Source organism: Aquabacterium sp., from assembly GCF_016195855.1.
In the GTDB taxonomy this organism is placed as follows: Bacteria; Pseudomonadota; Gammaproteobacteria; order Burkholderiales; family Burkholderiaceae_C; genus Aquabacterium.
This window is the reverse complement of the sequence record NZ_JACPYU010000020.1, coordinates 114380-127304: the sequence shown is the minus strand read 5'-3', so window position 1 is coordinate 127304 and position 12925 is coordinate 114380. Positions and strand designations below refer to the sequence as shown.

The following is a 12925-nucleotide window of genomic DNA, read 5'->3' as shown; positions in this document are numbered from 1 at the left end:
TGGTCTGCTGGCGGCTCAATGTGGCGAATCGAGGTGTGGATCGAGGTGTGAATCAATGGGCGGTGGGCCGGCGGCCCTTCATGGCGCTGTCTGCAGTGGCCTTGCCGGTGCCAGCCTGAGGCGGCTCGCGACTGGCCAGCGCGGCAGGCAGGCGCTCGCGCCAGATGCGGTGGCCAGCCTGATCAAACGCCAGCACGGTGGCGGTGAAAGCGCGGCGCTCGGCGGCATCTACCAGGGGCTCGGGCAAGAGCGGGTCGAACACGAGTTGCCGGATGGCCTCGTTGCCCAGCAGATAGCATTCGCGCGCGGCCACTTCAGGCTCCAGCTCGTCGGCATGGGCCATCCAGTCTTGCAGCTTCTGGCGGGTCTGGCGGTAAGCGCTGTTGAGGGCTTCGCCTTGCCACAGGGTGCGGGCGCGCGCGTCCAGCTCGGGCGGCAGGTCGGTGGCGGCAAACACGGGCGCATCCGGCTCCAGGCCCAGTTTGCGCAGCCGTTCGCGCACGACCGGGGCGTGGCCGATGAGGTTGTCAGGCCGCACGTGCAGGGTGTCGTTCAGCTCCTTGAAGCCCAGCAATGCCAGGGCGCGTTGCCGGGTGCGCAGGGCGGTGCGGTCACTGCGGCCCAGGTGGCCTGTGCTGACCATGATCCAGGCGCCATGCCAGTCGCAGACCCGTGATTCGCTGCTGCGCCAGCTGGACAATTCTTCGGCCAGGTGGGCGGCCTGCGGCCCCAGGCGGTAGGCGCCGCGCCCGGCCGAGGCGATCAGGCCTGCGGCCCCCAGGCGAACCAGGGCCACCCGCACGCTGTTTTCGCGGATGCCAAAGAGTGCGCACGAACCCACGGCATCAGCCGCAGTCAGGGGCGTGCCATCGTTGGCCAGCAGCAGGTTGAGGATCAGGTTCTTGGGGTTGGGGGGCATGATTCATTACAATTTCTTGTAAAAAATCATATCCGTTGAAATGTTTCTCTGTCAACCGTAGATTGCCTGATCTTGTAACTATGGGATGGCGCCAATGGCCCGGGCCTGTGCGAGCGCGCCAGACCGGTTCTTGCTACCCAGCTTGCCGTAGATGTTGTGCAGGTGCCATTTCAGCGTGCCTTCGCTGATGAAGATGGCCTCGGCGATTTCCTTGTTGCTCAAGCCTGAAGCCAGCCTTTGCAGGATGGCCAGCTCCCGCCGTGTCAGCCCATGAGAGGCCATGCCATCGGGTTGATCGGGGTTGTCAGCACAGGCTGGCCTCATCAGCTTTTGCCACAAGGCCTGGGTTTGCGGTGCGTGCCCATCGGGCTTCCAGGCGTTCAACAGGGGGCGCAGGGCGGTTTCATCGTCTTTGAAGACGCGCACATGCTCGTGGGCGGCGGCGAGTTCCAGTGCCTGGCTCAGCGCTTGCCGTGCTTCGGTTTTGTGGTGGTCCGCTTGTGCGGCCATGGCCTGGATGATCAGCAACTCGATTTGCTGGTGGATCAGGCCGCGTTGTGCACAGCGGGCAATCGGCTTGACCAGATCCTGCATGACCTGGGCCGGTTTGACTGGCAGCAGCAAGCGCGCGGCCACCCTTTGGGCGCGGTCTGCCTGGATGCCACCCAGGAGGTCCTGATAGGGGTTGTCAGCTTGTTCGCTCACTTCATGCGGAAAGCTGTCCAGCCCTTGTGAGCGGGCCAGGGTGCGGGCTTCCGTGTGCCGGCCCGCGCGGGTCAGCTGCACGCAGGTCTCGGCCACGAGCGACAGGAGCACGCGGGGCAGGCCGCGGCGCAAGGCCAGGGTGCGCCCTTCATGCAGCACGTTCAGGCCACCTTCCACATCGTGTTGCGCAAAGCGCAGCCGTGCGCGTGTGAGCCAGCCCACGATCAGGATGTCTGCACCGCCGTATTGCGCAAGGCTGTCGAGCGAGTGGTCCATGTGGCGCTGGGCGCTGCCCAGGTCATCGGCTTCGTAATCGAGTGCGGCCAGCAGCACGTGGTGCACGCTGGCATGGGTGCGGTGGCCACCCAGGTGCTGGTCGATGACTTGCAGGCCCCGCAGGCAGGCGCTTCTGGCCTGCAGGTAGTGGCCGCGCTTGAGCTGCAGCACGGCCTCCAGCGAGGCGTTCCAGGCCAGGCCATACCAGGCGTGATCCTGCTCCAGCCAGTGGCGGGCCACCTGCGCCATCTGCAGGCCTTCATCCAGCTCGCCGGTGGTCTTGTAGCCAAAGCACAGCACGTTGCCGACGATGCCGCGTTGCAAGGCCGGGGCATGGGGCCAGCGGGCGAGCCACTCCTTGGCGGCATGACGGGCGGGGTGGCCTTGATCGGTCAGGCCCAGTGAGAGCACGCGCTGAAAGGCCATGGCGCAGTCGATCTGGTCGATGGTGCGCAGGTCGGGCTGTGGGCTTTGTGCCAGCCGTTGGCGGATGGCCTGAAGGGCGCGCAACTGCGTGGCCACTTCGGGCTTTTGCGGGAAGAAGGACAGGGCGAAGGCGTAGTCGATGCGGATCTGCGGGAAGCGGTCCAGCCACTCGGCGGGGATGCTGTTCATCCACTGCAGGGCCAGTTGCAACTCGCCCCGCTTTTGCGCGATGTCCTGCATGCAGCTGGCCAGCCAGGGGGTGGCCAGCTCCCAGGCCTGGGCCTCCAGCGCGTAACTCATGGCCTCTTCGGTGGCGCCTGTGCGCCAGCTCCACTGCGCGGCTTTGATCAGAACCTCGCGGGCGTCTTGCGGGGCCTGGGCCAGGAAATGGGCTTTGAAGCAGGCGCGGGGCAGTTCGTGGAGCCGGCAGCTGAGGCCACTGCCATCGGTGGGGATGAGGAAGGCGCGGATGCCTTGCAGGTGCGTCAGCAGATGGCCGCTGTCATGCTGGGCTGATACCTCGCGCGCCAGTTCGGTGTCGAAGCGCGTGAGCATGGACAGGCTCATGACCAGCTTGCGCCAGGTGGGCGCCTGATGCTGGAGCAGGTGCTCGCACAGATAGGGGATGGCCTGCTGGTCGCTGTTGATGAATTGTTCGATCAGCCTGGAAACTTGATTCGCATCAGAAACGTGGCCCTTCAAGACCACGCAGGCCAACTCCAGCGCCGTGGGGTTGCCGTCCGTGCGATGCAGCAGCAGGTGGAGGTCTTCCTCACTCAGGTGCACGTGCTGGTCGCACAGGCTTCGGGCCTCTTGTTCCGTGAACTGCAGTTGCCGGTGGTCCACTTCGTGCAGCAGGCCACGCACGCGCAGTGAGCCCAGCCGCCAGGGTAGTTCGTCGCGCGAGCCCAGCGTGATCTGGATGTGGCTGGGTGCGTAGTGCAGCAGCCAGTCCACGATGTCCAGCACGGTTTCTTCATGCAGGACGTGGACGTCGTCGAGCATCAACATCAAACGTTGTGGCGAGCTGGCCAGATCGACGGAGAGGGATTCGGTCACGCTGCGAAATTGCGAAGCGAGCGTGTCCGACAGGTGGGCCAGTGTGGCGTCACCCGCGTGGATGCCGCTGCGTTGCAGTGCCGCAATGAGATGGCGCAGGAAGCGGGCAGGGTCGTTGTCGCTGTCGTCCAGCGTGAGCCAGGCGCAGGCGCAAGCCTTCTGGCGCAACTCCGTCATCCATTGCGCCATGAGTGTGGTCTTGCCATGACCAGCCGGCGCCACCACGCTGACCACGGTGCATGGGCCTTGCCGGACGGATTCAGGCAAAGCCAGACGAGGGCGCGCCATGGGCGTGCTGGCACCCAGCAGCGGTCGCAGCCGGCCATCGGGAATGGCGTGCGTACTGGTGGGATGCGGCGGCGACAAGGTGTCGTTCATCTCGTTCAAAACCTAACTTTTGCTAGGGGCCAAACCAGGGCGGCTCTTGCCAGACTCGATACCAGACAAAAGACCTGGGCTATTTAGGAGACAGCATGAACAAGAACGCGCGCAGACACCTTGATCCAATCGGCATTTGAAGGAGTCAGTCGTGATTTACCGCAGCTTTGCAATGGGTTCTTTGGTGTCCGCCCTGACCATCTCGGCCGCATGGGGCACCTGGACGGCGTTCAAACCCACGGGTGCCGCCGATGACGTGATCAAGGCCAATGGCCGCATCGAGGTGGCGCGCATCGAGATCGCCACCAAGTTCCCGGGCCGCGTGCTGGAAGTGCCGGTGCAGGAAGGCGACATGGTCAAGTCGGGCGACGTGATCGCCAAGATGGACACCAGCGATCTGGAGGCCCAACTGGTGGGGGTGCAGGCCATGCGCCAGCGCGCCGTGCAGGCCATGGCGCGTGCACAGGGTGAAACGCAGGTGCACCGCATCCAGGCCAATGTGGCCCAGATGGAGTTCAGCAACGCCATGGACCTGCGCAAGCAGGTGCTGGTGTCGGACTCGGAAGTCAAGCGTCGGCAGGCTCAGCGTGATGGTGAGCAGACTGGCGTGAACATTGCCACTGCGGCTGTCGGCGAAGCGTCGGCGGCGCGGGACGAGGCGGATGCAGGTATCAAGCGCCTGAAGATCGCCATCGCAGACCACACCTTGCGCGCACCGGTCGCCGGTCGCATCGAGTACCGTGTGGTTGAGCCCAGCTCGGTCATACCTGCCGGGGGCCGCGTGGCAACTCTTTTGGACACGGCCCATGTGCACATGACCATCTTCCTGCCCACCAAGGTGGCCGGGCAGTTGCGCGTGGGTGACGAGGCCCGCATCGTGCTGGATGCCGCGCCCCAGATGCCGCTGCCCGCCAAGGTCTCCTTCGTGGCGGCCGAGGCCCAGTTCACACCCAAGCATGTGGAGACCCCCAGCGAGCGCGAGAAGCTGACCTACCGCGTCAAGCTCAGCCTGGCTGAAGACGTGGCCGTGGCCAATGCAGGCCTGCTCAAGGCAGGGCTCACGGGCAATGGCTTTGTGCGCGTACGCAGCCCTGAGAACAGCTGGCCGCAACAACCCTCATCACCTGGATTGCCTGGCTCCTTCCCCAACTGATCGGGGAAGCACATGGAACACGCCGTCGTCATCGAAGGCCTGTCGCATCGCTATGGCGCGCAACAGGCACTGGACAACATCGACCTGACCTTGCCCGCCGGGCGCACCATTGGCCTGGTGGGGCCGGACGGGGTGGGCAAGTCCACCTTGCTCAGCCTGATCTCGGGCATCAAGAAAACCCAGACCGGGCGCATGCAGGTGCTGGGTGGCGACATCAAGGACCGCGCCTTCCGGCAAGCGCTGGCGCCGCGGGTGGCCTTCATGCCCCAAGGGCTGGGGCGCAATCTGTACCGCTCGCTGTCCGTCTACGACAACATCGACTTTTCGGCGCGCCTGTTCGGTGTGCCTGCAGCCGAGCGCGACGCCCGCATCCGCTCGCTGATGCAGGCCACGGGCCTGGGCCCTTTCCCTGATCGTCCCGCGGGCAAGCTGTCTGGCGGCATGAAGCAGAAGGTCTCGCTGTGCTGCGCCCTGGTTCACAACCCGGACCTGTTGGTGCTGGACGAGCCCACCACCGGCGTGGACCCCCTGTCGCGCCGCCAGTTCTGGGCGCTGGTGGAAAGCCTGCGCACCCTGCGCCCGCAGATGAGCGTGCTGGTGGCCACCGCCTACATGGAAGAGGCCGAGCGCTTTGAACACCTGGTGGCCATGGACGAGGGCAGGGTGCTGGTGTGCGCGCCCACCGTCGAGGTACTGGAAGAGACCCGGTCGGCCTCGCTGGAAGAGGCCTATGTGAAGCTCTCCCGCAAGGGGGATGCCACGCCCCTGGTGATCCCGCCCCTGCCGCATCACGACGGGCCGCCAGCGATGGAGGCCGAGGGCCTGACCCGCCGCTTTGGCGACTTCGTGGCTGCACGCGATGTGAGCTTTTGCATCCCGCGTGGCGAAATCTTTGGCTTCCTGGGCTCCAACGGTTGCGGCAAGACCACGACCATGAAGATGCTCACCGGCTTGCTGGACATCACCGAGGGCTCGGCCAAGATGCTGGGCGAACCGGTGGACGCCAGCGACCTGAGCACACGCCTGCACATCGGCTACATGTCGCAGTTGTTCTCGCTGTACGAAGAGCTGTCGGTGCGCCAGAACCTGGAGCTGCATGCGCGGCTCTACCGCATGGACCCGGCCGTGGCCAAGGAAGCCATCGAGCATTCGCTGGACACCTTCGAGTTGCGCGAGCACGCGTCGACCTTGCCGTCGAGCCTGTCCCTGGGCATACGCCAGCGCCTGCAACTGGCCGCGGCCTGCCTGCACAAGCCCGAGGTGCTGATCCTGGACGAGCCCACCTCAGGCGTGGACCCGGCTGCACGCGACATGTTCTGGCGCCACATGGTGCGCATGTCGCGCGAGGAGGGCGTCACGCTCTTCGTGTCCACCCACTTCATGAACGAGGCCCAGCGCTGTGACCGCATCTCGCTGATGCACCATGGCCGCGTGCTGGCCGTGGGCTCACCCACCGAGCTGTGCGAGCGCCAGGGTTGCGAGACCCTGGAGCAAGCCTTCATCGACTACCTGGAAGCCGACAGCGAGGCCGAGCACATGGACCCGATCCGTGCGCAAGAGGAGCCCAGTGCCGACGCCCCGCCTCCGATCGTGGTGGACCACACCCACGCCGTGAACTGGCGGACATGGTTGTCGCGCATGTGGGCCTATGCGCGCCGCGAAGCCATGGAGTTGCGCCACGACACCATCCGCCTGTCGTTTGCCTTGCTGGGCCCGCTGATCGTGCTGTGCGCCGGCACCTGGGGCATGAGCTTCGACGTGGACCGCATCCGCTTTTCGGTGCTGGACCGCGATCAGACCACGGACAGCCGCCGCCTGGTCGAGCACTTTGCGGGCTCATCCTTCTTTGCGCCGCAATCGGAGTTGAGCGAGCCCAGCCAGATCGACTCGGAGATGCGCTCGTCCCGATGCTGGATGGTGATCGACATTCCGCCCGGCTTTGGCCGTGACTTGATTGGCGGTCGCCAACCCGAGGTGGCCTTCTTCGTGGACGGTGCGACGCTGGTGCGGGCCGCCAACATCGCCAACGGTGCCCGGGCTGTGGCCATGGAGCATGCACTGGCCTTCGCCCGCTCGGTACCAGGGGTGGAGCTGGGCGAGTTGCCGGTGCGCATCGAGCCGCGCATGTCCTACAACCAAGGCTTCCTGAGCAAGTACGCCTTTGCGCCCAGCATGCTGATGCTGGCCCTGACGCTGATCCCGTCCATGTTGACCGCGCTGGGTGTGGTCCGCGAAAAGGAGATGGGCACCATCGTCAACCTGTATGCCTCGCCCGGTGCGATCGGCGAGTTCCTGGTTGGCAAGCAGTTGCCCTATGTGGCGCTGACCATGTTGAGCTACACCGTGCTGCTGCCGGTGCTGGTCTGGATCCTGGGCATCCCCATCACCGGCAACGTGCTGGCCTTGAGTCTGGGCGCCTTGACCTATGCCTTTGCCGTGACCGGTCTGGGCTTGCTGATCTCGGCTTTCGTGCAGACCCAGGTGGCCGCGCAGTTCCTCACCGCCATCCTGTGCGTGGTGCTGACCACCAACTTCGCCGGCCTGCTGACCCCCATCTCGACCCTGGTCGGGGGCAACTACCTGATCGCCGTGGGCTTCCCCGCATCGTGGTTCCAGCGGGTCAGCCTGGGTGTGATGACCAAGGGCTGGGGCCTGCAATGGGCCCAGCTGGGGCCGGCATGCATGGCCATGATGGGTTTTGCCGTGGTCTACCTGATGCTGGCCAGGTTGTTCGTCAGCAAGCAGGAGGCCTGAATCATGATCTGGTTGATCAATGTGCTGCACCTGAGCATCAAGGAGTTGCGTTGCGCCCTGCGTGACCGGACCATGATGGGCGCCATCCTGGTGTCCTTCACGGTGGCGGTCTATGTGGTGGCCACCGGCGCCAAGAGCGACGTGAGCAACGTCGACATCGGCATCGTGGACGCAGACCGCACCGGCTTGTCCATGCGCTTGCGCGATGCCTTGCGCCCACCCATGTTCAAACCCCCGGTCGAGATGAGCGCCGAAGAGGCCCAGGTGGCGATGGACGAAGGCCGGCTGATGTTCGTGCTCTACATCCCCGAGCACTTCGAGGCTGACGTGCAGGGCATGCGCTCGCCCAGCGTGCAGGTGGCTGTGGACGCCACGGCCATGGCGCAAGGGGGCCTGGGCATGGCCTATGTGAGCGAGATCATCCTGCGTGAAACGCTGGACTACCTGCGCGTCAAGAACTTCGACTCCATGCTGCCCACACGCTCGGTGGTGCACGTGATGTTCAACCCCAACAGCACCACGAGCTGGTTCACCTCGATCATGCAGGTCATCAACAACGTGACGGTGCTGTCGGTGGTGTTGGTGGGTGCGGCCGTGATCCGCGAACGTGAGCGCGGCACCATCGAGCATTTGCTCGTCATGCCGGTGCGGCCCAGCGAAATCGCCGTGGCCAAGATCGTGGCCAATGGCTTCCTGATCCTGTTGGCGGTGGGCATGTCCATGCTGCTGATCGTGCAGGGCATCCTGAAAGTGCCGGTCAGTGGTTCGCTGACCTTGTTCCTGACAGGCACCGGGCTCTACCTGTTCTCCTTGACCGCGCTGGGCATCCTGCTGGCCACGGTGGCCTCGTCCATGCCGCAGTTCGGCCTGTTGTCGGTGCCCGTGTTCGTGATCATGTACCTGCTCTCGGGCTCGGGCACGCCCAGCGAGAGCATGCCCGTCTGGCTGCAGAACGTGATGCTGCTGTCGCCATCGACCCATTACGTGCGCCTGGCCCAGGGCATCCTGTACCGCGCAGCCGGCGTGGACATCGTCTGGCCGCAGATGCTGGCGGTGGCCGGTATCGGCGGGGCTTTTCTGGTGCTGGCCTTGCTGCGCTTTCGGGCCATGCTGGCCCGCCAGGGCTGAGCGGTCACCTGTGTTGGACTCATGGAGTTTGTTGTGAGTACGCCTTCCAAGTCTTCCTCTGTTCTCCCTCTGCGCCTGCTGGTGGCGGCCATGTCCGTGGCCCTGCTGCCTGCCTGCACAACCGTCCGGGTTGACATGCCCGAGTTGCAGACCACCTTGCCTGGCCAGATGGACGCCGCGGCGCCACGCGCCCCTGGCACCCCCATGGCCGACCTGGCCAACTGGTGGCAAACACTGGACGACCCGGTGCTGACCGGCTTCATCGACGAGGGGTTGAAGAACAACACGGACGTGCGTGTGGCCCTGGCCCGGGTCAAGGAGGCACGCGCCTACCTGGGCGTGGCCGAGTCCACCTACTACCCGACCGTGGAAGCCTCGGCGGGGGCAGGGCGCAGTCGCCAGAACACGCCGGTGCCCATCCAGAACCAGATCACCATGCCCGCGAACCTGCCCATCCCCATGCCGCAGGTGGACACGCAGCCCTCCATGTCACTGGGCAACACGCATGGCTTCGGGCTCAACGCCGTGTGGGAGGTGGACATCTTCGGTGCCAGGCACAGCGATGCCGAGATGGTGCGCCAGCTGATGTTCGGGGCGCAGGAGCAACAGCATGGTGCCCAGTTGCTCGTGGCCTCCGACATCGCCAGCCGCTATTTCGAGGCGCGAGGTGCCGAGCGTCGCCTGATCCTGCTGCAGCAGGGGGTGACCGTCGCGCGCCGCTTGCACCAGTATGCCGAGGGACGATTCAAGGCCGGGCAGACAACGGCCTCCGAAGTAGACCGCGCCGCCTTGCAGGTGGACTACACCGAGTCACAGATCGAGCCGCTCAAGGCCTTGCTGCAAAGCCACATCAGGCGCATTGCCGTGCTGATGGGCCGTGCCCCCCAGACCTTGACGGCCCTGCCGCCGCAACCGGCAAGCTTCCATTTGCCGACCGCACTGCCGGAGGTGATGCCCAGCGATGTGCTGGAGCGCCGCCCCGATGTGCGTGGCGCGGCCCGCAAGGTGCGCTCGCAGGCTGCCAAGCTGGGGTCGGCCAAGGCTGAGTTGTTTCCCAAGTTCTACATTGGCTTTGGTGGCCTGGCCGGGCGCATGCACCCGGACTCGATGGAGGGCAACAACTTCAGCGTGCAGTCGCTGGGCATCGGCATGCGCCTGCCCTTGCTGGAGGGGGGGCGCATCCGCGCCAACATCGCGGCCAACCAGGCGCAACTGGAGGGCGTGGCCGCGCAGTATGAACAAGCCGTGCTCACCGCGCTGGAAGATGTGGAAAACGCCTTCACCGCCAAGAGGGCGTTTGACGCGCGTTACGACAAGCTGAGCAATTCCGCGCGGTTGGCCCGCAAGGTGGCCGAGCACAAGCAGGCGCTGTTCGTATCGGGCACAGAACTGCTGCAACCCGCTCTGGAGGCCGAAGCCACGGCCTTGCAACGGGAGGATGAAACCATCCAGGGCGACATCTCGCGTGCGCTGTACACCGTGCTGCTCTACAAGGCGCTGGGGGGCGGGTGGTCCACACAGCGTGACAACTGGCCTTTGCCTGCCGTCACCAGCCCGAAGGTGGCCACCGCCTCGCCGCCACTCCCCGCAGGCCTGGATGGCCTGTAAGGCTCGGCCCTTGATCAGGGCTTGGGATGCGCCGTGTGCCCGCTGTCCAGGAACTTGTCAAAGAAGATCTGGCTGGCGGGCATGCCGCCTTGCGTGAAGACCTCCACGCAAGCGTCGATCATCGGGGGCGGGCCGCACATATAGGCCTGGTAGTCCGGCAGGCGCTCGCCCAGCAAGGTCTTGAGGTGGTCGGTGATCAGGCCTTTGCGACCTGTCCACGTACTGCTCGCCGCCTCGTTGGACAAGATGGGCTCGAACACAAAACGGCCTGTCCACTCACGGCGGATCTGGTCGATGGCGTCCAGCCCATACAGATCCTGCTCGGTGCGGGCGCCAAACAGCAAGACAAGGGGGCGGGTGCCCTGTTTGTCCTTGATGGCTTGCTCCAGCAAAGCCTTGACGGGCGCCAGGCCGCTGCCACCGGCAATGCAGACCAGGGGGCTGGCACCCGGACGCAGGCAGAAGTCGCCATAAGGGCCACGCAGTTGAAGCAGTTGCCCATGCTCGGCCTTGGCGAACAGCCACTCGGTGAAAGCACCATGGGCGACTTTGCGGATGAAGAAGTCCACCGCATGGGGGCGCGCCGGGTCATGGGCCGTGGCAAACGAGTAGCTGCGGCCCTGCCCAGCGGCCGATTCGGCTGCGTCGGGAATGACGATCTCGGCATATTGCCCGGCCGTGTAGCTCAAGGGCTGCTCGGCCTCCATCTGCACATGCAGGATGTCGTGCGTCAGGGGCTTGAGGGCCGTGATGCGCGCCGAGGTTTCCACGATCGGGTGGTTGACCTGCCCCTGCCGCAGGGCCACTTCAATGACCACGTCCGACCTGGGCAGGCTCTGGCAGGCCAGGATGTAGTTCTGCTTGAGCTCTTGGGCAGACAGCAGGTAGCTTTTGTCCGTCAGCTCCTTGACCTTGCCTGATACCAGGCGGCACTTGCATTCGCCGCAACCGCCCACCCGGCAGTTGTAGGGCAAGGCGATGCCCTGGTTCAAGGCAGCCAGCAACAGGCTCTCCTTGGCCTGCGCGGTCACGGTCAGCTCGGGGGAGTTGATCTGCAGCTTGAATTCGGAGGGGCTGCTGCCAAACAGGCGGCTAAACAGGCTGGGAGGCACGATGAGGGTCCTGTCAAGACAATGACCGCAAGCCCCAAGGGCCTGCGGTCGGGGTGTGCGCCGAATGAATCCGGCGCACGTTTACTTCACTGGGCGTGTCCGCTCATCAAGCCAGCTTGGCGTTGATGATCTTCAGGCCTGCCATGCCGCTCTCACGGCTGGCTTGCTGTGCCAGCTTGCGTTCGGCGGGGGTGGCCTGTTTTTCATCCCATTCATTCAGAGCGGGGGTCATCAGGCTTTTGAACAGGGGCGGCACCAGCGCGATCAACAGCATGCCCAGGTAACCTGCAGGCAGCATGGGCGCGTTGGGGTAGGCGTGCAGCGTCCAGTAGGGGGCTTCACCTTCGGCATGGTGGTGCGAGTGGCGCGCCAGGCTGTAGAGCACATTGGTGCTGCCCCAGTGGTTGGAGTTCCACGAGTGGCGGGGCTTCACGGGCTCACCGGGCACGCGCACCAGGCCATAGTGCTCGAAGTAGTTGGTGATCTCCAGGTACTGCTTGCCGACAAACGCCAGCACCGCCCAGAAAGCCAGGCCAGGCAGGCCCGCGATGTAATACGCCGCCACGAACAAGGCGATGTTCTCGATGTTGCCGCGCAGGAAGGGGCTGGCAAACGGGTTCCAGACCGATTTGCCCAGCTTGGCCAGGCGCGCCTTTTCAAGCTGGTAGGCATGCACATAGCTCTGGATGGTCGAGCGCACGGTGAACTTGTAGAAGCTCTCACCGCGGCGTGCCGTGGCGGGGTCGGCCGGCGTGGCCACACGCACGTGGTGACCGTAAACGTGCTCGATGGCGAACGTGGTGTCGCACGTGAAGGCGAGCATCCAGCGGCCCATGAAGAGATCGAACTTGCCGGAGCGGTGGGTCAGCTCATGGCCGGTCACGGTGCCGCCCACGGCGTTCATCAGGCCCACCCCCAGGATGCAGCCGGCCCACATGCCCCAGTGGTCGGTCCTGGCCCGCGCGGCAAACAGGTCCATGCCCAGGTTTTGCTGCACCCAGGCACCCAAGCCGAGCATGTCACCGGAGCCGAACATCCACAGCACCATGAAGTTCAGCACGGCCAGCAGCGGCAGGATCGTATAGAGCGGCAGGTTCAGCAAAAACGCGTTCTGGTACTTGGGGGGCTCGGACAGGTCATGCGGCATGAACATGTCGGCCGACAAGAACACCGTCAGCACAAAGGCCCATGGCGCCCACATCCACCAGCCGCCATGCGCCACCATCCACATCATCAACACCGACAACGCCGGCATCAGCCAGCCCTTCACATATTTGGACATCGCAGGTCTCCTGGAAAACATTTGTCTGACAACGCCACAAGCCTGAACTGCGGGGCCTTTGGCTGCTGTGACTGGTCTCGTCCTGAATGCACACCGGGTGAGCCAGCCATGGACGCGACTGTAGG

Annotated in this window: 8 protein-coding genes; 4 read left to right on the top strand and 4 right to left on the bottom strand. The window is 64.9% G+C overall.

Translation table 11 applies throughout. The features are described 5' to 3' along the window. Window positions 1–52: 52 nt before the first annotated feature. Window positions 53–919: a PaaX family transcriptional regulator C-terminal domain-containing protein gene (locus tag HY019_RS17385; protein WP_290694634.1), complete on the bottom strand. Its 867-nt coding sequence runs from the start codon at window positions 917–919 to the stop codon at window positions 53–55. A 78-nt stretch (window positions 920–997) separates the two neighbouring features. Then, window positions 998–3763: a LuxR C-terminal-related transcriptional regulator gene (locus HY019_RS17380; protein WP_290694632.1), complete on the bottom strand. Its 2766-nt coding sequence runs from the start codon at window positions 3761–3763 to the stop codon at window positions 998–1000. A 151-nt stretch (window positions 3764–3914) separates the two neighbouring features. Between HY019_RS17380 and HY019_RS17375 the strand changes: the two genes are divergently transcribed. From HY019_RS17375 to HY019_RS17360, 4 genes are read left to right on the top strand one after another with little or no spacing between them, the layout of a single operon-like run. Further along, window positions 3915–4916, top strand: coding sequence for an HlyD family efflux transporter periplasmic adaptor subunit (locus HY019_RS17375; RefSeq protein WP_290694630.1), 1002 nt, complete (start codon window positions 3915–3917; stop codon window positions 4914–4916). A gap of 12 nt (window positions 4917–4928) precedes the next feature. Further along, window positions 4929–7670 carry a ribosome-associated ATPase/putative transporter RbbA gene (gene rbbA / locus HY019_RS17370; protein WP_290694628.1) on the top strand — a complete coding sequence of 914 codons (2742 nt, stop codon included), beginning with the start codon at window positions 4929–4931 and terminating at the stop codon, window positions 7668–7670. A gap of 3 nt (window positions 7671–7673) precedes the next feature. Further along, window positions 7674–8798 carry an ABC transporter permease gene (locus HY019_RS17365; RefSeq protein ID WP_290694626.1) on the top strand — a complete coding sequence of 375 codons (1125 nt, stop codon included), beginning with the start codon at window positions 7674–7676 and terminating at the stop codon, window positions 8796–8798. A gap of 33 nt (window positions 8799–8831) precedes the next feature. Then, window positions 8832–10406 carry a TolC family protein gene (locus tag HY019_RS17360; protein WP_290694624.1) on the top strand — a complete coding sequence of 525 codons (1575 nt, stop codon included), beginning with the start codon at window positions 8832–8834 and terminating at the stop codon, window positions 10404–10406. Window positions 10407–10420: 14 nt separating this feature from the next. On the opposite strand, the gene HY019_RS17355 is transcribed toward HY019_RS17360, so the two are convergent. After that, window positions 10421–11518: a 2Fe-2S iron-sulfur cluster binding domain-containing protein gene (locus HY019_RS17355; RefSeq protein WP_290694623.1), complete on the bottom strand. Its 1098-nt coding sequence runs from the start codon at window positions 11516–11518 to the stop codon at window positions 10421–10423. 106 nt (window positions 11519–11624) lie between these two features. Then, window positions 11625–12800, bottom strand: a complete 1176-nt coding sequence (locus tag HY019_RS17350; protein WP_290694622.1) for an alkane 1-monooxygenase — start codon at window positions 12798–12800, stop codon at window positions 11625–11627. Window positions 12801–12925 lie beyond the last annotated feature (125 nt).